The 23552-nt window shown below is 72.4% G+C and carries 22 protein-coding genes; 13 read left to right on the top strand and 9 right to left on the bottom strand.

The window, feature by feature from the left end; genetic code table 11:
* Nucleotides 1-3: 3 nt before the first annotated feature.
* The 8 genes from AB0J80_RS17265 to AB0J80_RS17230 all read right to left on the bottom strand — a co-directional run bounded on the left by AB0J80_RS17265 (nucleotide 4) and on the right by AB0J80_RS17230 (nucleotide 7432).
* The gene (locus AB0J80_RS17265; RefSeq protein WP_364705607.1) at nucleotides 4-897 is read right to left on the bottom strand and encodes a hypothetical protein; all 894 of its coding nucleotides are present in this window, start codon (nucleotides 895-897) and stop codon (nucleotides 4-6) included.
* A complete protein-coding gene (locus AB0J80_RS17260) occupies nucleotides 894-1397 on the bottom strand; it encodes an arginine repressor (protein ID WP_364705606.1) in 504 nt (167 codons plus the stop codon). Before AB0J80_RS17260 ends, AB0J80_RS17265 begins: the two co-directional genes overlap by 4 nt.
* Nucleotides 1394-2323 carry an ornithine carbamoyltransferase gene (gene argF, locus AB0J80_RS17255; protein WP_364705605.1) on the bottom strand — a complete coding sequence of 310 codons (930 nt, stop codon included), beginning with the start codon at nucleotides 2321-2323 and terminating at the stop codon, nucleotides 1394-1396. Before argF ends, AB0J80_RS17260 begins: the two co-directional genes overlap by 4 nt.
* Entirely contained in the window at nucleotides 2320-3477 is a 1158-nt protein-coding gene (locus AB0J80_RS17250; protein WP_364705603.1) for an acetylornithine transaminase, read from the bottom strand. The genes argF and AB0J80_RS17250 overlap by 4 nt, the downstream gene beginning before the upstream one ends.
* Nucleotides 3474-4340: an acetylglutamate kinase gene (gene argB / locus AB0J80_RS17245; RefSeq protein ID WP_364705601.1), complete on the bottom strand. Its 867-nt coding sequence runs from the start codon at nucleotides 4338-4340 to the stop codon at nucleotides 3474-3476. Before argB ends, AB0J80_RS17250 begins: the two co-directional genes overlap by 4 nt.
* Nucleotides 4337-5512 carry a bifunctional glutamate N-acetyltransferase/amino-acid acetyltransferase ArgJ gene (argJ, locus tag AB0J80_RS17240; RefSeq protein WP_364705600.1) on the bottom strand — a complete coding sequence of 392 codons (1176 nt, stop codon included), beginning with the start codon at nucleotides 5510-5512 and terminating at the stop codon, nucleotides 4337-4339. The genes argB and argJ overlap by 4 nt, the downstream gene beginning before the upstream one ends.
* Nucleotides 5509-6510 (bottom strand): N-acetyl-gamma-glutamyl-phosphate reductase, encoded by a 1002-nt coding sequence (argC, locus tag AB0J80_RS17235; RefSeq protein WP_364705599.1) that lies wholly within the window; start codon nucleotides 6508-6510, stop codon nucleotides 5509-5511. Before argC ends, argJ begins: the two co-directional genes overlap by 4 nt.
* 73 nt (nucleotides 6511-6583) lie before the next feature.
* The gene (locus AB0J80_RS17230; RefSeq protein WP_364705597.1) at nucleotides 6584-7432 is read right to left on the bottom strand and encodes a helix-turn-helix transcriptional regulator; all 849 of its coding nucleotides are present in this window, start codon (nucleotides 7430-7432) and stop codon (nucleotides 6584-6586) included.
* Between the two features lie 101 nt (nucleotides 7433-7533).
* On the opposite strand from AB0J80_RS17230, the gene AB0J80_RS17225 reads away from it, so the two are divergent.
* The 5 genes from AB0J80_RS17225 (at nucleotide 7534) to AB0J80_RS17205 (ending at nucleotide 12349) form a co-directional block, all read left to right on the top strand.
* A complete protein-coding gene (locus AB0J80_RS17225; protein ID WP_364705596.1) occupies nucleotides 7534-8217 on the top strand; it encodes an SDR family oxidoreductase in 684 nt (227 codons plus the stop codon).
* A gap of 15 nt (nucleotides 8218-8232) precedes the next feature.
* Nucleotides 8233-8751: a maleylpyruvate isomerase N-terminal domain-containing protein gene (locus AB0J80_RS17220; protein WP_364705595.1), complete on the top strand. Its 519-nt coding sequence runs from the start codon at nucleotides 8233-8235 to the stop codon at nucleotides 8749-8751.
* 9 nt (nucleotides 8752-8760) lie between these two features.
* Complete coding sequence (locus AB0J80_RS17215; protein WP_364705594.1) at nucleotides 8761-8994, top strand: hypothetical protein; 234 nt, start codon at nucleotides 8761-8763, stop codon at nucleotides 8992-8994.
* Between the two features lie 148 nt (nucleotides 8995-9142).
* Nucleotides 9143-11386 carry a glycoside hydrolase family 3 N-terminal domain-containing protein gene (locus AB0J80_RS17210; protein WP_364705593.1) on the top strand — a complete coding sequence of 748 codons (2244 nt, stop codon included), beginning with the start codon at nucleotides 9143-9145 and terminating at the stop codon, nucleotides 11384-11386.
* 126 nt (nucleotides 11387-11512) lie between these two features.
* Nucleotides 11513-12349: an NAD(P)-dependent oxidoreductase gene (locus AB0J80_RS17205; RefSeq protein WP_364705591.1), complete on the top strand. Its 837-nt coding sequence runs from the start codon at nucleotides 11513-11515 to the stop codon at nucleotides 12347-12349.
* Here the strand turns inward: AB0J80_RS17205 and AB0J80_RS17200 are convergent.
* Complete coding sequence (locus AB0J80_RS17200) at nucleotides 12319-13014, bottom strand: GNAT family N-acetyltransferase (RefSeq protein WP_364705590.1); 696 nt, start codon at nucleotides 13012-13014, stop codon at nucleotides 12319-12321. The two genes, AB0J80_RS17205 and AB0J80_RS17200, sit on opposite strands and share 31 nt — an antisense overlap.
* An 8-nt stretch (nucleotides 13015-13022) precedes the next feature.
* Between AB0J80_RS17200 and AB0J80_RS17195 the strand changes: the two genes are divergently transcribed.
* The 8 genes from AB0J80_RS17195 to AB0J80_RS17160 all read left to right on the top strand — a co-directional run.
* Nucleotides 13023-13718 carry an ElyC/SanA/YdcF family protein gene (locus AB0J80_RS17195; RefSeq protein WP_364705588.1) on the top strand — a complete coding sequence of 232 codons (696 nt, stop codon included), beginning with the start codon at nucleotides 13023-13025 and terminating at the stop codon, nucleotides 13716-13718.
* Nucleotides 13719-13794: 76 nt separating this feature from the next.
* A complete protein-coding gene (locus AB0J80_RS17190) occupies nucleotides 13795-14514 on the top strand; it encodes an ABC transporter ATP-binding protein (RefSeq protein WP_364705586.1) in 720 nt (239 codons plus the stop codon).
* Nucleotides 14511-15830, top strand: a complete 1320-nt coding sequence (locus AB0J80_RS17185; protein WP_364705584.1) for an ABC transporter permease — start codon at nucleotides 14511-14513, stop codon at nucleotides 15828-15830. Before AB0J80_RS17190 ends, AB0J80_RS17185 begins: the two co-directional genes overlap by 4 nt.
* Nucleotides 15827-17152, top strand: a complete 1326-nt coding sequence (locus AB0J80_RS17180) for a sensor domain-containing protein (RefSeq protein ID WP_364705582.1) — start codon at nucleotides 15827-15829, stop codon at nucleotides 17150-17152. Before AB0J80_RS17185 ends, AB0J80_RS17180 begins: the two co-directional genes overlap by 4 nt.
* Before the next feature lies 1 nt (nucleotide 17153).
* Nucleotides 17154-17798 (top strand): response regulator transcription factor, encoded by a 645-nt coding sequence (locus AB0J80_RS17175; RefSeq protein ID WP_364705580.1) that lies wholly within the window; start codon nucleotides 17154-17156, stop codon nucleotides 17796-17798.
* A gap of 52 nt (nucleotides 17799-17850) precedes the next feature.
* On the top strand, nucleotides 17851-18837 hold the full coding sequence (locus AB0J80_RS17170; protein ID WP_364705579.1) for a serine hydrolase: 987 nt from the start codon (nucleotides 17851-17853) through the stop codon (nucleotides 18835-18837).
* 70 nt (nucleotides 18838-18907) lie between these two features.
* Complete coding sequence (locus AB0J80_RS17165) at nucleotides 18908-19384, top strand: hypothetical protein (RefSeq protein WP_364705577.1); 477 nt, start codon at nucleotides 18908-18910, stop codon at nucleotides 19382-19384.
* 155 nt (nucleotides 19385-19539) lie between these two features.
* A partial coding sequence (locus AB0J80_RS17160; RefSeq protein ID WP_364705576.1) for a tetratricopeptide repeat protein occupies nucleotides 19540-23552 on the top strand: 4013 nt, incomplete at its 3' end.

The following is a 23552-nucleotide window of genomic DNA, read 5'->3' as shown; positions in this document are numbered from 1 at the left end:
TCCTTAGGACTGGTACGGGAGTTCGAGGATCGGCACGTACGACGTCCCGTCCTGCACGAGGTGACCCGGCCTGAGCACGTAGAAGGTGCTCTCCCGGGCCTCGATGGCCTTCTGCATGGCCCGCTGCCGCTCGTAGTCGAACGGGTCGAGCAGGAACGTCGGCTCCGGCTCGCTGTCCGCCGGGAGGACGGTGAAGTCGTTCTCGTAGACGAACGAGCCGGGAGACGTGTGGAACGGCACGGTCGCCACCAGGATCTGCAGGCGGCCGAAGCGGGTGTGCACGCGCAGCGCGGTGTTGTCGTACTGGGTCACGCCGTCAAGCTTCTTGGCCTGGTAGACCGACAGGGCGAGGGCCTTGAGCGCGCGGCCGAGGCCGACGTTGGTCATGACCGACCACAGCGACCAGCCGACCCAGGTGCCCGGCGCCGCGCTGGGCGCCGCGCAGTAGCCGCCGATCGGGATGGGGCCGTTGTAGTCGCTCTGCTTCACCTTGTCGAAGACCGCGCGCAGGTGCCGCTTGGCGTCCTCGTCGAACGCGCTCGTCTCCAGCGTCTCGGTGAACTGCGCCTGGGGCAGGGCGGCGATCACCGCGGCCGAGGGCATGAGGATCAGGTCGACCATCACCCACTGCGGCATCGGGATGCCCCGGTCGCCGAACGCGATGCCGTTGATGACGTTGAACAGGTTGAGGAACTCGCCGGTGTCCCAGCCCTTGTCCGCGCTGGTGTCGGTGAAGTCCAGCCAGGTCAGCTTGTGGCCGTACGGCGCCTCGTTGAGGAACGGGCGCAGCGTGTCGTTGGAGGCCAGGTAGAACTCGAGGCCGTGGGTCTGGAGCTTCTGCATGTTGTCGGCGAAGCCCGGGAAGTGGGCCTCGACGGCGGGCTGCTGCGCGATCACGGCAGGGTCCCTTCGTTGTCCGTACGGCTCCAGGCCGTCAGCTTCTCGGCGAGCCGGGCGCCGGACCCGGTGTCGGGGGACGGCTCGCGGGCCACCACGAGGATGGTGTCGTCGCCGGCGATGGTGCCGACCACGTCCGGCAGCCCCGAGCGGTCGAGGGCGCTGGCCAGGAACTGCGCGGCGCCCGGCGGCACCCGCAGCACGACCAGGTTGCCGCTGACGTCGACCGAGTTCAGCAGCTCGCGCAGCAGCCGGATGAGCCGGGCCGGGGCCTGCTCGACCGGGCGCAGCGGCCGCAGCCCGTCCTCGGGGATGACGTAGACCCCGCCGACCTTGACGGCACGCAGCTCCTCGAGGTCGCGCGACAGCGTCGCCTGGGTGACCTGGACGCCGTCGAGCGCCAGGAGCTCGGCGAGCTCCGTCTGCGACCGTACGGCCTTGTCCCGGACGAGGTCGACGATGCGGGCGTGCCGCGCGGCGCGCGTGCCGGGACCGGTCATGACGAGCTGTTCTCCAGCAGCCAGGTCAGCAGCGCCTTCTGCGCGTGCAGCCGGTTCTCCGCCTGGTCGAACACCGCGCTCTGCGGGCCGTCCATCACCTCGTCGGTGATCTCCTCACCGCGGTGCGCCGGCAGGCAGTGCAGCACGATCGCGCCGGGTGCGGCCGCCGCCAGCAGGTCCTGGTTGATCTGGTACGGCCAGAACGGCGTACGCCGGTCGATCCCGTCGTCCTCCTGGCCCATGGACGTCCACGCGTCGGTGGCCAGCACGTCGGCGCCCTTCGCGGCCTCGTACGGCTCGCGCAGCACGCTGACCGACCCGCCGGTGCCGGTGGCGATCTGGGTCGCCTCGGCCACGACCGCGGGATCGGGGTCGAACCCGGCCGGGCCGGCGACCCGCACGTGCATGCCCGCGGTGGCGCCGGCCAGCAGGTACGAGTGGGCCATGTTGTTCGCGGCGTCCCCGACGTACGTCAGCGTCCGCCCGGCCGTGCCGCCCAGTCGCTCGCGGATCGTCTGCAGGTCGGCGAGGAGCTGGCACGGGTGGAAGCCGTCGGTCAGCGCGTTGACCACGGGCACGTGCACGTCGGAGGCGAGCTCGGCGAGACGGTCGTCGCCGCTGGTGCGGAACACGATCGCCGACACGTACCGTGAGACGACCCGGCCGGCGTCGGCGAGGGTCTCCCCGCGCCCGAAGTGGGTGGCCTGGGTGTCCACGATCATCGCGTTGCCGCCGAGCTCCGAGATGCCGGTCTCGAACGACAGCCGGGTCCGCAGGCTGACCTTGTCGAAGAAGACCGCGACCGACTGGGGTCCCTCCAGCGGCCGGTAGCGGAACCGGTCGGCCTTCATGGCGGCGGCGAGGTCCAGCACGGCGCTCTGCTCGGCCGGGCTGAGGTCGTCGTCGCGCAGGAAGTGGCGGATCACGGCAGGACCTCCCGGAAGGCGGCGACGAACGCCTCGGCCTGCTCGCTGGTGAGCACGAGCGGCGGCGCGAGGCGGATCGCGTCGGGCTGCACCGCGTTGACCAGGAAGCCCTTGTCCCGCAGCCTGCCCGCCAGCTCGGCGGAGACCTGCTCGGTCAGCACGATGCCGAGCAGCAGACCGGCGCCGCGGACCCCGGAGACCAGCGGGTGGTCCAGGCCCTCGATGCCGCGGCGGATCAGCTCGCCGACCCGCTTGACGTGGTCGAGCAGCCCCTCCCCCGCGATCGTCCGGATGACCGCGAGCCCGGCCGCGCAGCTCACCGGGTTGCCGCCGAACGTAGTGCCGTGCGAGCCCGGGGTGAACAGCTCGGCCGCCCGGCCGAACGCGAGGCAGGCGCCGATGGGCAGCCCGCCGCCGAGGCCCTTGGCGAGGGTGACGACGTCCGGCTCGACGCCCTCGCTCTGGTGGTGGAACCAGTGGCCGGTGCGGCCGATGCCGGTCTGCACCTCGTCGAGGACCAGCAGGGCGCCGCTGCGCGTACAGATGTCGCGGGCGGCGGCGAGGTAGCCGGGCGGCGGGACGATCACGCCCGACTCGCCCTGGATCGGCTCGAGGATGAGCATGGCGGTGTGGTCGGTGACCGCGGCCTCGAGGGCGTCGCTGTCGCCGTACGGGACATGGGTGACGTCTCCGGGCAGCGGCCGGAACGGGTCCGCCTTGGCGGGCTGCCCGGTGAGGGCGAGGGCACCCATCGTGCGGCCGTGGAAGCCGCCCTGGGTGGCGACGACGTGGCTGCGACCGGTGAGCCGGGACAGCTTGAACGCGGCCTCGTTGGCCTCCGCACCGGAGTTGCTGAAGACGACCCGCCCGGGCCGGCCGGCGAGAGCGAGCAGCAGCTCGGCCAGGGCGATCGGCGGCTCGGCGATGTAGAGGTTGGAGACGTGCCCGAGGGTGGAGATCTGCTGGGTGACCGCCTGCACGACCGCGGGATGGGCGTGGCCGAGCGCGTTGACGGCGATGCCGCCCAGCATGTCGACGTACTGCTTGCCGTCCTCGGCGGTCACGACCGCACCCGAGCCGCTCACCAGGCCCAGCGACGGGGTGCCGTAGTTGTTCATCAGGCTCTGCTGCCAGCGTTCGACGAGGCCGCTCATGCGGGCACCACCATCGTTCCGAATCCCTCCGAGGTGAAAACTTCGAGCAGCGTCGAGTGCGGGACCCGGCCGTCGACGACGTGTGCGGCCGGTACGCCGCCCCGCACGGCGCGCAGGCAGGCCTCCATCTTGGGCACCATGCCCGCCTCCAGGCCCGGCAGCAGCTTCTCCAGGGCGTCCGCGTCGATCTGCGAGGTGAGCGACGAGGTGTCCGGCCAGTCGGTGTAGAGGCCGGGCACGTCGGTCAGCACGACCAGCTTGCGGGCGCCGAGCGCGACCGCCAGCGCGGACGCGGCGGTGTCGGCGTTGACGTTGTGCACGACCCCGTCGGCGTCCGGCGCGACGGTGGCGACCACCGGGATGCGCCCCGCGGCGATGAGGTCGTCGACGGCCGAGGTGTCCACCGAGGCCACGTCGCCGACCTGGCCGATGTCGACCGGCTCGCCCTCGACGACGGCGTGCCGGCGTACGGCGGTGAACAGCCGGGCGTCCTCGCCGGAGAGCCCGACGGCGAACGGGCCGTGCTCGTTGATCAGCCCGACGAGCTCGCGCCCGACCTGGCCGACCAGCACCATCCGGACCACGTCCATCGCCTCGGGCGTGGTGACGCGCAGGCCGCCGCGGAACTCGCTCTCGATGCCGAGCTTCGTCAGCATCGCCGAGATCTGTGGGCCGCCGCCGTGCACCACGACCGGCTTGATGCCGGCGTACCGGAGGAAGACCATGTCGGCCGCGAAGGCCCGCTGCAGCTCGGGTTTGATCATCGCGTTGCCGCCGTACTTGATGACCACCGTCGCGCCGTGGAAACGCTCGAGCCACGGCAGCGACTCGATGAGCACGGCCGCCTTCTCCTGCGGGGTCATGTGCTGTACGCCGAGTTCTCGTGCACGTACGCGTGCGACAGGTCCGTGGTCCAGATCGTCGCGTCCATCTCCCCCTCGTGCAGGTGCACCTGGATCGTGACGTCGCGCCCGCTCAGGTCCACCTTGGAGCGGTCCTCCGCGGCGGCGCCGCCCCTGCACACCCACACGCCGTTGACGCCGACGTCGACGCGGTCGGGCGCGAACGCCGCCTGCGTCGTGCCGACCGCGGCCAGGATCCGGCCCCAGTTCGGGTCGTTGCCGAACAGCGCGGTCTTCACCAGGTTGTTGCGGGCGACCGTACGCCCGACCTCCACCGCGTCCGCCTCACTGGCCGCGCCGAGCACCTCGATCGCGATGTGCTTCGTGGCCCCCTCGGCGTCGGCGATGAGCTTCTGCGCCAGCGCGTGGCAGGCCTCGGTGACGGCGGCGGTCAGCTCCTCCTGGCTGGGCTGCACGTCGGAGGCGCCGCTGGCCAGCAGCAGCACGGTGTCGTTGGTGGACATGCACCCGTCGGCGTCGATCCGGTCGAAGGTCAGCCGGGTCGCCTCGCGCAGCGCGGTGTCCAGCGCCTCCGAGCCGGCGACCGCGTCGGTGGTGAGCACGACCAGCATCGTGGCCAGCGCCGGCGCCAGCATCCCGGCGCCCTTGGCGATGCCCCCGACGGACCAGCCGTCCCGCTCGACGTGCACGTTCTTGGCCACCGTGTCCGTGGTCATGATGGCCTCGGCGGCCTTCTCCCCGGAGCCCGTGTCCAGCGCCTTGACCGCGGCGGTCACGCCCGGCAGCAGCCTGTCCATCGGCAGCAGCTCGCCGATCAGCCCGGTGGAGCAGACCGCGACGTCGCCGGCGCCGATGAGCAGCGGCTTCTTCGACCCGCTGCGCAGTACCGCGGCGGCGTGCTCGGCGGTGGCGTGGGTGTCGCGGAAGCCCTGGCTGCCGGTGCACGCGTTGGCGCCGCCGGAGTTGAGCACGACCGCGCGCACCACGCCGCCCTTGAGGACCTGCTGGCTCCAGAGCACCGGCGCCGCTTTGACGCGGTTGGCGGTGAAGACCCCGGCGACGGTGGCGTCGGGACCGTCGTTGACCACGACGGCGACGTCGAGGCCGCCGCTCGCCTTCAGCCCGGCGGCGACACCGGAGGCGCGGAAACCCTTGGGCGAGGTGACGGTCACGGCGCCACCCCGTACGCCGAGAGGCCGGCCGTCTCCGGCAGCCCGAGCATGAGGTTGGCGCACTGCACGGCCTGCGAGGCCGCGCCCTTGCCGAGGTTGTCGAGCGCGCTCACCACGACGATGCGGCCCGAGTCCACGTCCAGGGTCGCCTGCAGGTGGCAGGAGTTGGAGCCGAGCGTGGCGGCGGTGTGCGGCCAGGCGCCCTCGGCGAGCACGTGCACGAACGGCTCGTCCGCGTACGCGGCCAGGAGCACGTCGCGGGGATGCGTCCGCCCGATCGGCTTGGCCGTCACGGTGGCGAGGATGCCCCGCGGCATCGGCGCGAGCACCGGCGTCATCGACAACGAGTCGGCCCCGGAGGCCTGCTTGATCTCGGGCACGTGCTGGTGCGCGCCCACCTTGTACGGGCTCAGGTCCCCCATCACCTCGCTGCCGAGCAGGTTGACCTTCGCGGACCGCCCGGCCCCGGACGTGCCGGAGGCGGCGACGACCACGACGTCGGCGGGATCGGCCACCCCGGCGGCGATGAGCGGCGCCAGCGCGAGGGTGATCGTGGCCGCATAGCAGCCGGTGTTCGCGACCCGGTCGCTCGCGGCGATCGCCGCCCGCTGACCCGGCAGCTCGGGCAACCCGTACGTCCAGGTCCCGGCGTGCGCGCCGCCGTAGTACCGCTCCCAGGCCGCGGCGTCGGCGAGCCGGAAGTCGGCGCCCAGGTCCACGATCTTGACGCCGGCGGGCAGCTGCGCGGCCAGCGCCGCCGACTGCCCGTGCGGCAACGCGAGAAAGACCAGGTCAGCGTCGCCCAGCAGGGCGGCGTCGGTGGCGGCGAGCGGCAGGTCCATCCCCACGAGCTGCGGGTGTACGGCCGAGACGGGCGTACCCGCCTGCGTGTGCGCCGTGGCGGCGACGAGGTCGAGCTCGGGGTGCCCGGCGATCAGCCGGAGCAGCTCACCTCCCGCGTACCCACTCGCACCGGCGACAGCGACCCGGATTCCCATACTTACCTCCGCATGACTATGCAGAGAACCGTATAACGGCGGACATGCGGGAGGCAACCACCTATGCCGCCGGTCACCCTTCCGGAAGCGCGAAGACCTCCTGCCCCACGACCTCGAGCAGCCGCAGTCGCTCGCAGTCCACGCTGCCCGGCTCCGCGCTGTACGCCACGATCCGCAGGTCCGCCCCGGGCACCGTCAGCACGTCGCAATCCAGCGTCAAGGACCCGACCTGCGGATGCACGATCGTCTTGCGCGCCGCCTCGTGCGCGCCCACCACGCCGGACTCCCACACCCGCTCGAACTCCGGGCTCCGCGACCGCAGCTCCGCGATCAGTTCGCGGAGCCGTCCGTCGGCCGGATACCGGGCCGCCGCGGACCGCAGGTCGCCGGCCGTCGCGGCTCGGAAGGCGGCCTCCTCCTCCGGCGTCTGCACGAACCGCTCGGACGGCCGCAGGAAGTGCAGCCAGACGATGTTGCGCTCGAAACCCCGCCACCCGGACGGGTCCCCGACCAGGGCCGCCCACATCGCGTTCCACGTGATCAGGTTCCACGCGGCGTCGAGCACCGCGACGGGCAGGCCGACGAGGCGGTCGAGCAACCGCTGCACCCCCGGCGTGATGTGTGCCGGAACGGTGCCGTGGCCCGGGGGCACCAGCCCGGCCAGCCGGAACAGATGCTCCCGCTCGTCGGCGGCGAGCCGCAGCGCGCGGGCGAGCGCCTCGACCACCTGCCCGGAGGGCCCGGTCGCCCGCCCCTGCTCCAGCCTGGTGACGTAGTCGACGGAGATACCGGCGAGCAGCGCCAGCTCCTCGCGCCGCAGACCGGGCGCGCGCCGTTGCCGGCCTGCCGGCAGGCCGGCCGCTTCGGGGCTGACCCGGTCACGCCAGCGGCGCACCGCCTGTCCGAACTCCGGGGATCGCATCCGACCAGTCTCCTCCGCCCGCGCCGGCGCAGCCTGGTACCCCGGGTCCCAGGAAGATCCGGCGACTGCCGCCGCAGCACGGACCGCATGAGGCTGGCCCCATGACCACCACATTGATCACCGGCGCGAACAAGGGTCTCGGCTTCGAGACCGCCCGCAGGCTCATCGCCGCCGGGCACACCGTCGTCCTGGGCAGCCGCGATGCCGGGCGCGGGCGGGAGGCAGCCGAACGGCTCGGCGCCGAGCTGCTCATCCTCGACGTCACCAGCGACGAGTCCGTGGCCGCCGCGGCCGCCTCCCTGAGCGAGCTGGACGTGCTCGTCAACAACGCCGGCATCGCCGGAGACCTGGCCGCGCCCGCGGACGTGACCGCCGACAGCATGCGAGCCGTCTACGACACCAACGTCTTCGGCGTGGTCCGCATGATCCACGCCTTCCTGCCCCTGCTGGAGAAGTCGCCGGCGCCGGTCATCGTGAACGTCGGCAGCGGACTCGGCTCCATGACCCGCGCGACCGATCCCGCGGCGATGGCGTCGACGCTCATCCCGGTCGCGTACGCCTCGGCGAAGGCCGCCGTGACCATGCTGACCGTCCAGTATGCGAAGGCGTACCCCGGCATGCGCATCAACTGCGCAGACCCGGGCTACACCGCCACCGACCTCAACGGGCACCAGGGCACGCAGACCGTCGCCGAGGGCGCCGAGATCATCGTCCGGATGGCACAGACGGCACCGGACGGGCCGACCGGCGGGTTCTTCGACCGGCACGGGGTGGTGCCGTGGTGACCTAGGGTCGGTCGCATGCTTGACGCCATCGACGACGCGACCGCGAAGCTGCTCGACACCGTGCGGCGGCTCACCGACGACGACGTGCGCCGGCCGTCGCTGCTGCCCGGCTGGACCCGGGGGCACGTGCTCACGCACATCGCCCGGGGCGGGGAGGCGCTGCGGCGGGTCCTGCACGGCGAGCCGGCGTACCCGAGCCAGGAGGCGCGCGACGCCGAGATCGAAGCCGGGTCGCAGCGGCCCGTGCCCGAGCTCCTGGCCGACATCGCCGCTTCCGCCGACGCGTTCCGCGCCGCGGTGGCGGCGTTGCCCGCCGACGGCTGGGACGAGACGGTCACCGTGGCGAACTACGAGCCGTTTCCCAAGAGCCAGCTTCCGGTACGCCGGCTGCACGAGCTGGAGGTGCACCACGTCGACCTCGGTCTCGGGTACGCGCCGACGGCCTGGTCGGCGTACTACCTGAACCTCGACCTGCCGGAGCCCCTGCGGACCCAGCGCGCCGAACGGCTGGTGGGCGAGGGCCGGGCTGGGTAAGAGAGCGGCATGGCTGACAAGGATCTGTCGCGCATCCGCGAGACCGCCCAGGCGTACGCCGAGGCGGTCCGGGCGACCCAGCGCTTCTTCGACCGGGTGGACGACCTCGCGGACCCGTCCGTGCAGGCCGAGTACGCCACCCTGGCCGAGCAGGAGAAACGGGCCGCCGGCGATCGTCTCGACGCCCTGACAGCGGTGGGCGTCGAGGTGCCGAGCATCGACGACAGCGAGGCGGGCGTCTGAGCGGATACTTCCGGTTCCGGTACCGATTGACCGAAAAGCCGATCCCCCGCGAGGCCCGGTACCGGTTCCGGACGTGCGACACTTCCCGACGTTTAACGATGTGTGCAGTTCGCTAGACCGTGTCGCGCGGTCGGACCGGAGGAGAGTCGTGGCCGCTGCCGACCCGTACCGTGATCCCACGCTGAGCGTCGAGGAGCGGGTGGCCGACCTGCTGGCCCGGATGACCCTGGCCGAGAAGGTCGGGCAGATGCTGCAGCTCGACGCCCGCAACGATCTCAAGGATGCGGTGACCACGAAGCTGGCCGGGTCGATCCTGCACGCCTCGCCCCAGCGCATGCTCGAGGCGATCGACATGGCCGCCAACACGCGGCTCGGCATCCCGCTGATCACCGCCGAGGACTGCATCCACGGCCACGGTTTCTGGCCGGGCGCGACGGTGTTCCCCACGCAGCTGGCGATGGCGGCCACCTGGGACGCCGGCCTGGTCGAGCGGGTGGCCCGGGTCACCGCGATCGAGGTGGCGGCGACCGGCATCCACTGGACGTTCTCGCCGGTGCTGTGCATCGCCCGGGACCTGCGGTGGGGGCGGCTCGACGAGACGTTCGGCGAGGACCCGTTCCTGATCGGCGAGCTCGGTTCGGCCATGGTCCGCGGCTACCAGGGCGACGGCCTGACCGACCCGACTGCGATCCTGGCGTCCGCGAAGCACTTCGCCGGCTACTCCGAGACCCAGGGCGGACGCGACGCCAGCGAGGCCGACCTGAGCCCGCGCAAGCTGCGCGCCTGGTTCCTCCCGCCGTTCGAGCGGGTGGCGCGCGAGGGCTGCCGCACCTTCATGCTCGGCTACCAGTCGATCGACGGGGTGCCGATCACGGCGAACAAGTGGCTGCTCAACGACGTCCTGAAGGGTGAGTGGGGTTTCACCGGCACGCTGGTCACCGACTGGGACAACGTCGGGCGCATGGTGTGGGAGCAGAAGGTGTGCGCCGACGACGTGGAGGCCGCGGCCGTCGCGGTCCGCGCCGGCAACGACCTCGTCATGACCACCCCCGCGTTCTTCGAGGGTGCCCAGGCCGCGGTGGAGCGCGGCCTGCTGGCCGAGGAGGAGATCGATGCCGCGGTACGCCGGATCCTGCGGCTGAAGTTCGAGCTAGGCCTCTTCGAGAACCCGCGGGCCCCCGACGCCCAGCGGCAGGCGGCCGTCATCGGGCACCCGGACCACGCGGCGCTCAACCTCGATGTGGCCCGCCGGTCGCTGGTGCTGCTGCGCAACGACGGCACCCTCCCGCTGCCGTCCGGCACCCCGAAGACGGTCGCGGTCATCGGGCCCAACGCCGACGACCCGCAGTCGCAGCTCGGCGACTGGGCCGGCGCGTCCGGCCAGGTGGACTGGATGCCCGACGGCCAGCCGCGCGAGCTGATCGAGACCGTGCTCGACGGCTTCCGGGCCGTCGCCCCGGCGGACTGGACCATCACCACCGCCCGCGGCGCCGACATCGAGCGCCTGGTGCCGGACCCGGCCGGGGCGTTCTACAAGGACGGCCAGCCGCGGCCGCCGATCTCGCAGCCCGCCGAGCCCGACCCCGCGATGATCGCCGAGGCGGTCGCCTGCGCGCAGGCCGCCGACTACGCGGTGGTCGTCGTCGGTGACACCGTGGCGCTGACCGGCGAGAGCAAGTCGACAGCCACCCTGGAACTGCAGGGCGGCCAGATCGCGCTCCTCGACGCCCTCGCCGCCGCCGGCACGCCGACGGTGGTCGTCCTGCTCAACTCCAAGCCCGCCGTGCTGCCGCCGTCCGCGCTGGGCGCCAACGCGATCGTGCAGGCGTTCAACCCCGGCATGCGCGGTGGCCGGGCGCTGGCCGAGCTGGTCCTCGGCCTGATCGAGCCCAGCGGCCGGATGCCGGTCTCGGCGGCCCGGCACGTCGGCCAGCAGCCGATCTACTACAACCAGATCCGCGGCCAGCACGGCGACCGCTACGCCGACCTGAGCCAGGACCCGCTGTTCGCCTTCGGCGAGGGCCTGAGCTACACCACGATCGAGTACGCGGACCTGACCATCGCCGAGCCCGACGTGAGCATGGACGGCACGGTCCGGGCCACCGTACGGCTGACCAACACCGGCACCCGCCCGGCGCTCGAGACCGTGCAGGCGTACGTGAGCGACCTGGTGACGAGCGTGACCTGGGCGGTCAAGGAGCTCAAGGCGTACCGGCAGGTGGCGGTGCCGCCGGGCGAGAGCGTGACCGTGGAGCTCGAGGTGCCGGCGCGCGACTGCTCCCTGGTGACGGCGGACGGGCGGCGGGTCGTCGAACCGGGCGACTTCGACCTGCTGGTGGGTCCCGACTCGCGCAAGCGGAACCTCCTGGCCGCCCGCTTCCGCGTGTGCTGACGCCCCGTGCGACCTGCCCGGGAGCCTGCTCCGCGACGCGTTCGGGCTGGGGACGCCGCACAGCGGAACCGCCGACGATGAGCAATCCTGGGAGCTGCTGCTAGCCAACGTGGAGAGAGGGCTGACATGACACGCGTCGCGGTGACCGGAGGCAGCGGCAAGCTCGGCCGGGCGGTGGTCGAGGACCTGGAGCAGCACGGGTACGACGTGGTGAACCTGGACGTCGCCGCCCCGCGCCCGGCGCTCAAGATCGACCTCACCGACTTCGGGCAGACCGTGGAGGCCCTCACCGCCATCGACGACCGCTACGGCTCGGTCGACGCCGTCGTCCACCTCGCCGCCATCCCCGCGCCCGGGCTGCTGCCCAACGCGGCCACGTTCCACCACAACATCACCGCCACGTACAACGTCTTCCAGGCGGCCAAGCTGGCGCGGATCACCACCGTGGTGTGGGCGTCCAGCGAGACGGTGCTCGGGCTGCCGTTCACCACGCCGCCGCCGTACATTCCGGTCGACGAGGCGTACCCGGCGCGTCCCGAGTCGACGTACTCGCTGGTCAAGCACCTCGAGGAGCAGATGGCCGCGGAGTTCTGCCGGTGGAACCCCGAGCTGAAGATGATCGGCCTGCGCTTCTCCAACGTCATGGAACCGGCCGACTACGCCGAGTTCCCGTCGTTCGACGCCGATCCGCGCGCCCGCAGCTGGAACCTGTGGGGCTACATCGACGCCCGCGACGGCGCCCAGGCCGTCCGCAAGGGCCTCGAGTTCGACGGTACGGGCTGCGAGGTCTTCATCATCGCCAACGCCGACACGGTCATGAGCCGGTCCAGTGCGTCACTGGCGGCGGAGGTGTTCCCCGGCGTACCGGTGACCAGAGAGCTCGGGGAGCACGAGACGCTGCTGTCGATCGACAAGGCCCGCCGCATCCTCGGTTACGAGCCTGAGCACTCCTGGCGGTCGTGAAAGGTCGCCGCCGCTACCCGCCGCATCGCGTAACCGAGCTTCTCGTAGGTGCGGATCGCCGCGAGATTGTCGTGGTCGACCATCAGCGCCACCCGGCCGTGCGCGGCGATCAGCTCGTCCGTCAGGAACGCGCACAGCTCGGTGGCGACTCCGCGGCCGCGGGCGTCGGCGCGGGTCGCCACCCCGGCCAGGAAGCCGATGCCGGGCGCCGACCACGCGTCCGCCCCCACCCCCAGCAGGGCGCCCTCGGCGTCACGGATGCCCGCCCACCGGGCGACGCCGCTCGCGCCGGGACGGGCGTACGAGTGCGGATGGTGCGCGTCGAGAAAGGCCGCGACCTCGGCGTCGTCGCTCAGCCACCGGGCTCGCGGGCTCCGCATGCCGGTGGCCGTGCCGATGTCCATCCAGCCGAACCCGACCGGCTCTCGCAGCCCGGGGATCGCGGAGACGACCTCCTCGTCGCCCACCGGCCGATAGCCCTGGACCTCCGGGCGGACCCGGCGGAGAAGCTCCGACACGTCGGCGACACTGCCGCGCACGGCAAGCCGGTCGAAGCGCGAGAGGTCGGGGCAGGCCACCGCGTCGGCGTCGCCCAGCGACCACGTGCGGACACCGGGACGCATGCCCTGCGCCGCCCACAGCAGCAGCGGATCATCGTGGGTCATCACCGGCCATGATGCCGTTGACCCGGCCTGGCATCCTCGCCCGGGTGCGGAAACTGCTTCGGAAGCTCGTCGTCGTCGGGGCGCTCGGCGTGGCCGCCTCGGTCCTGGCCATGGCCGGCGCCGACCTCTGGGTCCGGGCCGGGGCCCACGGTCACGTGTACGCCGTGGAGGACGCGCCCGCCGCCCCCGTCGCCCTGGTGCTCGGCGCCGAGGTCTACGGCGACGGCAGCCCGTCGCCGTTCCTCGCCGCGCGCCTCGAACTGGCCCGGCAGCTGCTCGTCGCGGGCAAGGTCCGGGCCATCCTGGTCTCGGGTGACCACCGCGAATGGGCGTACAACGAGCCGGGCGCGATGTTTTCCTGGCTGCTCGACCACGGGGTGCCGACCGAGAAGATCGTGCTCGACCATGCCGGCTTCGACACGTACGACTCGTGTGCCCGGGCGAAGCGGGTGTTCGGGGTCGGCGCGGCGATCGTGGTGACCCAGACGTACCACATCGACCGGGCGGTGACGGTGTGCCGGAAGCTGGGCATCGACGCCTCCGGGGTGGCCGACGACAGCGTGCGCGTCTACACCGAGCCGTGGTACCACAGCGCCGCCCGCGAGCGGGGCGCCGTGGTGAAGGCCGTCTTCGACGTGGCGTCCGGCCGCGACCCGGTCTTCCTCGGCCCCCACGAGACCGGCGTCGAGGCGGCCCTCGGCTGAGGGGTGCGGTTAACCGCACCATGATCGGCGGGCTGGCCCCGCTGTGCGCCGGCCCGCCACCGGCCAGGGTGAGGACATGGAATCCGTGGTCTCCCTGAACGCCGTGTCCCGGCGCTACCCGCGCGGCGTGCTCGCCCTTCGCGAGGTGTCCCTCGACGTGCCCGCCGGTCAGTTCGTCGCCGTCATGGGCGCGACCGGCTCCGGCAAGAGCACGCTGCTGCACTGCGCCGCCGGGCTCGACCGCCCCACGTCCGGGCGGGTGCACCTGGCCGGGCGAGACGTGACGCGCATGCGCGAGGCGCGGCTCACCCGCCTGCGGCGGGACCGGGTGGGGTTCGTCTTCCAGTCCTACAACCTGCTCTCGGAGCTGACCGTACGGCAGAACGTCGCCCTGCCCGGCCGGCTCGGCGGCCCGCGCGCCCGGGCGATCGACGACGTGCTCGCCGCGGCGGGCCTCGGCGGGCTGGGCGGCCGGCCCGTCGGCGAGCTCTCCGGCGGCCAGCGGCAGCGCGTCGCCGTGGCCCGCGCGCTCGTCACCACGCCCGCGGTGATCTTCGCGGACGAGCCGACCGGCGCGCTGGACCCGTCGACCGGCGCCCAGATCCTCGGACTGCTGCGCACCGCCGCCGACCTCGACGGCGTCACGGTGGTCATGGTGACCCACGACCCGGCGGCCGCCGCCTGGAGCGACCGCCTCGTCCTGCTGCGCGACGGCACGATCGCCGCCGACGGGCCCACCCCGGAGGCCGAGGCCATCGCCGACCGCCTGCGCGGCGTCTCCCGGGTGGCGGCGTGATCCGGCAGGCGCTGCGGCGCAACCCCTGGTCCTTCCTCGGCCCGGCAGCGACCCAGTGTCTCGCCGCCGTGCTGGTCACCGCCGGGCTCGGCCTGATCTCGTCCTTCGACCGGGCACCGCTCGACCCGGCGCAGCGCCGGGCGCTCACCGTCAGCGGGGTCGGGGACATCGGCCTGCTGTTCCTGATGACGTCGATCTATCTCTCGATCATCATCGTCGGGGTGACGATGAGCGCCACGATCCGCCACCAGGCGCGCGACATCGCGCTGGTCCGGGCGATCGGGGCCACCCCCGCCCGGGTGCGGCGGTCGGTGGCCGCGCAGGCCGTGCTGGTCGCCGTGCCGGCCACGCTCGCCGGCGTCCCCCTGGGCCTGCTGGCCGGCCGGGCCTGGGTCGCCGGGTTCGTCAGCCACGGCATCGTGCCGGCCGAGGTGACGTTCCGCGCGCCCGGCGCAGCACTGCCCGTCGCCCTCGCCGTCACCGCCGGGACCTCGCTGATCGGTGCGCTCATCGCCGCCATCCGCCCGTCGCGCGTACGCCCCGCCGTGGCGCTGGCCGAGACGGCGGCTCCGCGGTTGCGGGCCGGCGTGCCGCGTACCGTCGCCGGCCTGATTCTGGTCGCCGGCGGGACCGCGCTGTCGGTGCTCATCGCGGACCTCGACGCCGAGACGGCCGACCAGGGCGGCCTGTTCGTCATGCTCGCCATGTGCGTCGGCGCGGGTTTGCTCGGGCCGGCGCTGCTGCGGGTCACCGGGCCGCTGCTGCGCCTACTCGGCGACACCGGCAGCCTCGCCGCCGACACCGTGGCCGTGAACGCCAAGGCGCTGTCCGGCGCGCTCGTGCCGCTCACCCTGGCCGTCGCGTTCACCGCGGTCACCATCGTCCGGGGTACGACCACCACCCACGTCACCGGCATCGAGGCCCCCGCGGCGGACCGCTGGCTCGAGTTCTCCGGCACCGGCGCCTACTCCGCCTTCGCGGCGATCGCCGCCGTGAACACGCTCGTGACGGTGATCCTGGCCCGCCGCCGCGACCTCGCGGTGACCCGGCTCGCCGGCGGCACCCGGGGGCACACGCTCGCGATCGTCATCTGCGAGGCTCTGGTGGTGACCGGCACAGCACTGGTGGTCGCCACGGCCGTGGCGGCGGCGACCCTCCTGCCGCTGCTGCACACCGCGCTGGGCACCTGGATGCCGTGGCTGCCGGCGTCGTGGCTGGTCACCGGCATCGCCGCGACCGCGGCCCTGGTCGCCGCGGGCACCGTCCTGCCGGCCGCGACGGCCCTGCGCCGCCCGCCCATCGAGGTGGTCGGATGATCCTGCTGCGCGTGTGGACGAGCGGGCGCACCTGGCGCGAGCTGGCCTTCGTGCTCAGCGGTGCGGTACTGAGCGTGCCCCCGTTCGCCCTCGCCCTGCTGGGAATCCTCTCCCTGGCACTCTCGGTGGTGATCTTCGGGCTGGCGCTGCTGACCGGCGTCCTGGCCCTGGCCCGCCTCACACCGGCGTACTTCCGCGCCCCGGCCCGGCGCCTCCTCGGCCGCGACTGGCCCCCGCCACCACCGCTGCGCGCGGCGACGCGGTGGCGCCGCATCCTCGAGATCCTCGGCGACCCGGCGGCGTGGCGGGCCCTCGCGTACTGCTTCCTGCGCCTCCCGGTGGTCTATGCCGGGGGCTACGCGGCGGCGATCGCCATCGTCATGGGCGCGGTGTCGGTCACGTACCCGGCCTGGTGGTTCCTGCGGCCGGACGGGCTGGGCTTCGACGACCGCCCCTGGGCCGGCACCTGGTGGCCCGCCGCCCAGGGCCTGGCGGTGCTGCTGGCGCTCCCCTGGCTCCTGCGCCTGGTCGTGTGGGCCGACGGCCGGCTGGTCCGCGCGCTGCTCTGGCCCTCCCCCGCCGCCCGCCGCATCGCCGACCTCGAAGCCGGCCGCGCCGCCCTCCAGCAGGACGCGGCCGCCCTGCTACGCCGGGTCGAACGCGACCTGCACGACGGCACCCAGGCGCGGCTGGTATCCCTGGGTCTCGCGTTGTCCCGGATCGAGCACCGCAGCCCGGACGAGCAGATCCGCACCATCGCCGCCGACGCCCGCGCCACGGTCACCGACGCCCTCGCCGAGCTGCGGGACATCGTCCGCGGCCTGCACCCGCCGGCCCTCGACGCCGGCCTGGAGGTGGCGCTGTCCACCCTGGCCGCCCGCAGCGCCGTCCCGGCCTCGGTGACCGTCGACCTCCCCCGCAACCCGCCCGACGCGACCGCCTCGGCGGTGTACTTCGCGGCGGCCGAGCTCCTGACCAACATCGCCCGGCACGCCGGGGCGACCCGCGCCGGGATCGACCTCCGCGCAGAGGGCCGCTGGCTCACCCTCACCGTCACCGACGACGGCCGCGGCGGAGCGGGCACGGCCTCGCCGCTTGAAGCCGCGTCCCCTGCCGCCGCCGCTTTGGGCGCCTCCGGCGCTCTGGGTACCGCCGGTGCCGCCTCCGCGTCTGACGCCGTCAATGCCGCCGGGGCCGCCGGGGCGGGGACCGGGCTGGCCGGTCTCGCGCGCCGGGCCGCCGCGCTCGACGGGCGGCTTGCGGTCGACTCGCCGGTCGGCGGCCCCACGACCGTGACCATGACGCTGCCCCGGGAGGACTGACATGCGGGTCGTCATCGCGGAGGACAACCCACTGCTGCGCGACGGGATCGTGCTGCTGCTCGGCGAGCACGACATCGAGGTGACAGCCGCCGTCGCCGACGCCGACGGTCTGCTGGACGCCGTTGCGGCGCACCGCCCCGACGCCGCCGTGGTCGACGTGCGCATGCCGCCCTCGCACACCGACGAAGGGCTGCGGGCGGCGTTGACCATCCGCTCGGCGTACCCGGAGATCGGTGTCCTGGTCTTCTCCCAGTGGGTCGAGACCAGCTATGCCCGGCGGCTGCTGTCCGAGCACACCGGGCACGTCGGCTACCTGCTCAAGGACCGGATCGTGAGCACGGGCGACTTCGTCGAGGCGCTGCGCCGCGTCGCGGACGGCGGAACAGCCCTCGACCCGGAGGTGGTCCGGCAGCTGCTCGCCGCCCCCGCCATGGACGCCGGCCTCACCCGGCTGTCGGCCCGGGAACGCGAAATCCTCGCCCTGCTCGCCGAGGGCCGGTCCAACCTCGCCATCGCGGACGCCCTGCACCTCGCGGAACGCAGCGTCGAGAAGCACGTGACGGCCGTCTTCACCAAGCTCGACCTCCCCCAGGCCCGCACCGACCACCGCCGCGTCCTGGCCGTCCTGCGGTACCTCCGGTCATGAGCATCCGTGTTGTACGGTTCCGGGCGGCCTGTCAGACCATCGAGGGAGAACGATGCCAGCCCACCTGTCCCGCCGCTCCGCCCTCGGCCTGGGCGCCGCCGCGGCAGCCGCGACCGCCGGCGTGAGCTCACCCGCCGCCGCCGCGCCCGCCTCGGGCCCGGACACGATCAGCTCGGTGTACGACCAGGAGAAGGCGAGGGCCGGCGGCACCTGGCACTCGCACATCGCCGCCGTCGACGCCACCGGCACGCCCCAGCCGATCGTCGAGGACGACATCGACCACGTGACGTACGGCTACAGCGTCCAGAAGCTCGCCGTCGCCACCGCCGTCATGGACAAGATCGACCGAGGCCAGCTCACCCTCGACCGCAAGCTGGAGCTCAAGAGCGACATCATCCTCGGCGGCAGCGGCATCTACTTCCTGCACACGGTCTGGGGCGACCAGATCACCGTCGCCAACTTCCTCACGGCGATGCTGCTCGTCTCCGACAACACCGCCGTCCGCCTGTGCGGCCTCGTCGTCCCGGCCGCCGAGATCAACGAGATCCTCGCGGCGAAGGGCTTCGTCCACACCCGGGTGGAACCGGTCGCCAACCCCAACCGCTTCTACCTGGGCACCACGACCCCCCGCGAGATGCACGACCTCCTGTGGCGCCTGGCCACGAAGACACTGCTCACGCCGTCATCGTGCAGCTTCCTGCTGAGCATCACCCGCTGGATCAACGGCTACCACGACGGCGTCCGCCGCACGATGTCGTCCGAGGAACGCAGCCGCGTCGCCACCAAGTACGGCGCCGACTTCAACACGCTCGGAGCCTCCCGCCACGAAGCGGGCATCATGTTCGGCCCGGACGGCAAGCCGAAGCTGACGTACGCGATGTTCGCCGAAGGGCTCGGCGACCGCGACAACTACGGCTCGACGCACCCGGCGGTCCAGGCCCACGCGGTGATCGGCCGCACCATGATGGACAACCTCCCGCCCACCCCGGCGGCGCTGCGCAAGGCACCCGCCAAGTTCAACCCCGTCAACGGCGGCTGAGCCGCAACCCTACGGCCGGGTGGAGGCCCGGCCGTAGGGTGGCATGGCCCTTGGTAGGTAGCGTTCCCACGTGGGCATGTACCTGGTCGACATCACGGCAGAAGGATGGGCGCAGAAACAGTGCGCACCTCTGTTGAACGAGGCACTCGCGGCACGAGGACTGTCGTCCTACCCGGGCCCAGCCCTCACGGCCGGGCGTTTCGAGGAGAAACTCATCCCCAGGATGGACGACTTCGCCGAAGTGTGCGCGCGCCACGGCGCCACGGAGTTCCTCGACGCCACCCTGTTCGTGCCGGTCGACTTCGGCGGCATCATCGAGTTGCCGGTGGAGAGCAGCTACGACGACGTGACGACGGTGTTCAGCGCGCAGCGGCTGCGCGCGCTGATCGCCCCGATCGCCGCCGAGGTCAGGCTCCCCACCGGCCTGCCGAGCGGCTCGATGGCGTTGACCACGGCGATCGACGACCCGGTCACCTTCTACGTCGCACTGTTCCAGCAGGCTGCCGAGCATTCGCTCCGTCACGGGTGCCCGCTGGCGTACAGCTGACCCGGGCCTCGAACCCTCATAGAGGCCGTCGCCAGTTCGGGTGATTCACCGTGGTTGATCGGCTATTTGTGCGCTGATCGGGGGTTTCCCCGTTTGTTCCCGGATCGAAGGATGGCTAGGTTCGGTGCCCTGTCGATCGGGTGGGGGCGGGTGGCGTGACCGGTCTGGTGGTCGATGACTCCGGTTTCGAGGTGCTGGTCGGCGAAGAGCGGGTCGGGCCCCGGCGGAGACTGACCGCCGACGATGAGGCGCTGCTGGCGGACCTGGGCGTCGGCTATGTACGTGCGGTGCAGTCCGGGGCGGATGATGAGGTCTTCCTGGAGTTGGGGGCCCGGCTGTGGTCGTGGCTGGACGGTGACCAGGGGCAGCTGACGACGCTGGTGGACCGCGCGGCGGCGCCGGTGGTGTTCGAGGTGCGGGGGCCGCGGGTCCCGTCGGAGCGGGCCTGGTCGTTGTTGCGGGCCCCGTTCGAGTTGCTGGCGCGCCCGGGCGGCGGGTTCCTGGCCGGAGATCCGTTGGTGCGGTTCAGTGCGGTGCGCCGGCTCGGCGCGCCGGGGCCGGCTCCGGAGGCGGACGGGTTCCGGCTGGGGTTGGCGTTCATGGCGTCGTCGCCGCGGCGGCAGCATGAGCTGGACTTCGAGGCCGAGGAAGCAGCGATCCTGAAGGCGGTGGACGACCGGCGGATGGATCTGGTGGTGGAGGACACCGGTAACCCGGTCGAGCTGGGCCGCAGGCTCGCCGACCTCGGTGGCATGCCGGTGGTCCATCTGTCGTGCCACGGCGTGAACAGCTGGCGCCTGCGTCCGGGTGAGGCCGGCGTGCCGGTGTTGATGATGGAGGATGAGGTCGGCGACGATCTGCCGACCACCGCGGCGGACCTGGTCCGGTTGATGACCACGGTGCCACGGTTGTTGTTCGTGTCGGCGTGCCTGACCGCTACCGCGGCGACCGAGACCGGGCACCTGCCGGCCGGGGCCGGGCGTCGCGCCGGGCCGGCCCCGGGAGGGGACCCCGATGTGCTGCTGGCTCATTCGATGGCCACGGCGCTGGTCTCCGCGGGCGTGCCGGCGGTGCTCGGCTGGGACGGCTCGGTGGACGACCTGGCGGCGATCGCCTTCGCCGAGCATCTGTACGGGCAGCTGAGCAACCGGGCAGATCTCGCCGTGGCGGTCGGCGATGCCCGGCGTACGTTGCTCGGTTCCGCCGAGCCGAGAGTCCGCGCCGACTGGCATCTGGCCCGGTTGTGGCTGGGCCCGTCCGGCGGAGGGCCGCTGGTGGCAGGCACCCGGGGCCGGTCGCGGGTGTCGGCGGTGGCCGGTACGAAGGTGTTCCTGGACGCGAAGCAGCACGTGCCGGTCGCGGCACCGTCGATGTTCGTCGGCCGTCGCGTCGAGTTGCAGCACGCGCTGCGCGCCCTGCGCTCCGGCGAACGATCAGGGGTGCTGCTGCACGGACAGGGCCGCCTGGGCAAGTCGAGTCTGGCGGCGCGGATCGCGGACCGCCGTCCCGATCTGGTTCCGGCGGTGGTGTTCGGTGAGTACAGCGCGGTCGCGATCCTGGACGTGATCGCCGAGGCCCTGCGCACGAACTCCGCGGCCCGCAAAATGATCAGCCAGCGGCGTCCTGAGGTGCGTGATCGCCCGGAGGCGTTCGAGGACCTGTTGATCGATCTGCTGGCCGGCCCGTGCGGGCAGTCCGGTGACGGGCACCGGCCGTTGCTGCTGGTCATCGACGATCTCGAACAGGTTCTCACCCCCGACCCGCAGGGCCCGCACCGAGTCGACCCGAGCGTGGCGCCGGTGCTGGCCGCGGTGCTGCGCGCGTTCGACCCGGCCGACACCGACAGCCGCGTGCTGGTGACCAGCCGGTTCCGCTTCACACTGGACGGTCTGCAGGACCGGCTGGAGCCGATCCCGTTGCGTCCGCTGTCGACGGTCGCACAACGTAAGTTGCTGGGCCGGCAACAGGCGCAGGTGAAACCGGAGCAACGCGCGGAGCGGGCCGGACTCGCCGAACGGGCGGTGACGGTCAGCCGCGGCAACCCGGGATTGCAGGACCTGATCGGATCGCGGCTGGTGTACGGCGAGAAGGTCGACCTGGCCAGGGCCGAAGCCGTCGTGGCCGAGATGGAGAGCTACCTGCGGCAGGGAGAGCTGCCCGCCGAGGCGCAGGTACGAGCATTCTTGGAGAACCTGGCCCTGGACGAGCTACTCGAACAGGCGGGCGACCAGCACCGAGCGCTGCTGCGTGACCTGACTGTGTTCGACGTGCCGGTGCCGGAACCGGTGGTTGCCGTGCTGGCCGAGCGGGCCGGCGGGTCCGCTGATCGGCTCCGCGGCCTCGGGCTGGTGGACGTCTACCCGGACGGCTTCGATCCGCAACGCCCGGCGCTCGCTGCCAACGCCCTGGCGGTCGGCCGGCTGGTCCCGCTCACCGACGAGGAAGCCACGGAGCTGGCCGCGGCCGTCGTCGTCCAGCTGTTCACGGCCTGGGGTGGTGAACAGAACTTGCAGCGCCGCGACCGGCGGCTGGACCTTCAGCTGACCCGTCTGGCCCTGGCTGCGGACAACCCCGAAGTCACCGCCGTCTGCGCGGCTGACGCCGTCGATGCGCTCAGGATCGGGCCGGCCGTCCACGCGTTCCGGTTCGGCCAGAACACGATCGCCCTGCTCGACCGCCACCAGCATCCGGTACCCGTGTTCCTGCTGCGCCGTGTAGCCGACGCCGCGAAGACCAGCGGCGACGGCAACACCGCCCACGAGCTCTACACCCGCGCGGTCGATCAGACCCACGCCGGCGGGACGACACCCACCGACACGCTGGAACAAGCGCGTGCCATTGCTGAGCACGCCACCCACCTGATCGGCCGCGGGGAGCCCGCACAAGCCGAGCAGCTGCTCCAGCAGGCCCTACACATGTTCACTGCCGGCGGCTCCGAACGTGAAGCAACCGTCTGCCAGGGAACACTGGCCGACATCCTGGTGCAGCGCGGCGACTACGACGAAGCCTTGCGCATCCGCCGCGACGTCGAGCTGCCGGTCTACGAGCGGCTCGGCGACACCCGCTCGGCGGCAGTCACCTGGGGACAGATCGCCGACATCCTGTACCAGCGCGGCGACTACGACGAAGCCCTACGCATCCGCCGCGACGTGCAGCTGCCGGTCTACGAGCGGCTCGGCGACACCCGCTCGGCGGCAGTCACCTGGGGACAGATCGCCGACATCCTGTACCGGCGCGGCGACTACGACGAAGCCCTACGCATCCACACCGAACAAGCACTGCCGGTGTACGAGCGGCTCGGCGACACACGCGAGGCGGCGATCGCTTGGAGCAAGATCGCCGACATCCTGTACCAGCGCGGCGACTACGACGAAGCCCTACGCATCCGCCGCGACGTCGAGCTGCCGGTCTACGAAGGGCTCGGCGACACCCGCTCGGCGGCAGTCACCTGGGGCAAGATCGCCGACATCCTCTACCGGCGCGGCGACCTCGACGAAGCCCTGCGCATCCGCCGCGACGTGCAATTGCCGGTCTACGAGCGGCTCGGCGACACCCGCTCGGCGGCAGTCACCTGGGGCAAGATCGCCGACATCCTGGCCCAGCGCGGCGACTACGACGAAGCCCTACGCATCCGCCGCGACGTCGAATTGCCGGTCTACGAGCGGCTCGGGGACACCCGCTCGGCGGCAGTCACCTGGGGACAGATCGCCGACATCCTGTACCAACGCGGCGACTACGACGAAGCCCTACGCATCCACACCGAACAAGCACTGCCGGTGTACGAGCGGCTCGGCGACACACGCTCGGCGGCGATCGCATGGGGACAGATCGCCGACATCCTGTACCGGCGCGGCGACTACGACGAGGCCCTACGCATCCACACCGAACAAGCACTGCCGGTGTACGAGCGGCTCGGCGACACCCGCTCGGTGGCGGTCACTTGGGGCAAGATCGCCGACATCCTGTACCGGCGCGGCGACTACGACGAAGCCCTACGCATCCGCCGCGACGTCGAGTTACCGGTCTACGAGCGGCTTGGCGAAATGCGGGAGGAGGCGATCGCTTGGGGAAAGATCGCCGACATCCTGTACCAACGCGGCGACTACGACGAAGCCCTACGCATCCACACCGAACAAGCACTGCCGGTCTACGAGCGGCTCGGCGACAC

Origin of the sequence: Actinoplanes sp. NPDC049548 (assembly GCF_040676695.1) — a bacterium.
Lineage (GTDB): Bacteria > Actinomycetota > Actinomycetes > Mycobacteriales > Micromonosporaceae > Actinoplanes.
This window is presented reverse-complemented; position numbering and strand designations above follow the sequence as displayed.

Bases quoted from the DNA above. Each gene is read 5' to 3' on its own strand.
- AB0J80_RS17260 (WP_364705606.1), bottom strand. From the start codon at position 1,397: ATGACCGGTCCCGGCACGCGCGCCGCGCGGCACGCCCGCATCGTCGAC.
- AB0J80_RS17250 (WP_364705603.1), bottom strand. From the start codon at position 3,477: ATGAGCGGCCTCGTCGAACGCTGGCAGCAGAGCCTGATGAACAACTAC.
- argB (WP_364705601.1), bottom strand. From the start codon at position 4,340: ATGACCCCGCAGGAGAAGGCGGCCGTGCTCATCGAGTCGCTGCCGTGG.
- argC (WP_364705599.1), bottom strand. From the start codon at position 6,510: ATGGGAATCCGGGTCGCTGTCGCCGGTGCGAGTGGGTACGCGGGAGGT.
- AB0J80_RS17230 (WP_364705597.1), bottom strand. From the start codon at position 7,432: ATGCGATCCCCGGAGTTCGGACAGGCGGTGCGCCGCTGGCGTGACCGG.
- AB0J80_RS17225 (WP_364705596.1), top strand. From the start codon at position 7,534: ATGACCACCACATTGATCACCGGCGCGAACAAGGGTCTCGGCTTCGAG.
- AB0J80_RS17220 (WP_364705595.1), top strand. From the start codon at position 8,233: ATGCTTGACGCCATCGACGACGCGACCGCGAAGCTGCTCGACACCGTG.
- AB0J80_RS17215 (WP_364705594.1), top strand. From the start codon at position 8,761: ATGGCTGACAAGGATCTGTCGCGCATCCGCGAGACCGCCCAGGCGTAC.
- AB0J80_RS17205 (WP_364705591.1), top strand. From the start codon at position 11,513: ATGACACGCGTCGCGGTGACCGGAGGCAGCGGCAAGCTCGGCCGGGCG.
- AB0J80_RS17200 (WP_364705590.1), bottom strand. From the start codon at position 13,014: ATGACCCACGATGATCCGCTGCTGCTGTGGGCGGCGCAGGGCATGCGT.
- AB0J80_RS17195 (WP_364705588.1), top strand. From the start codon at position 13,023: ATGATGCCGTTGACCCGGCCTGGCATCCTCGCCCGGGTGCGGAAACTG.
- AB0J80_RS17190 (WP_364705586.1), top strand. From the start codon at position 13,795: ATGGAATCCGTGGTCTCCCTGAACGCCGTGTCCCGGCGCTACCCGCGC.
- AB0J80_RS17180 (WP_364705582.1), top strand. From the start codon at position 15,827: ATGATCCTGCTGCGCGTGTGGACGAGCGGGCGCACCTGGCGCGAGCTG.
- AB0J80_RS17175 (WP_364705580.1), top strand. From the start codon at position 17,154: ATGCGGGTCGTCATCGCGGAGGACAACCCACTGCTGCGCGACGGGATC.
- AB0J80_RS17170 (WP_364705579.1), top strand. From the start codon at position 17,851: ATGCCAGCCCACCTGTCCCGCCGCTCCGCCCTCGGCCTGGGCGCCGCC.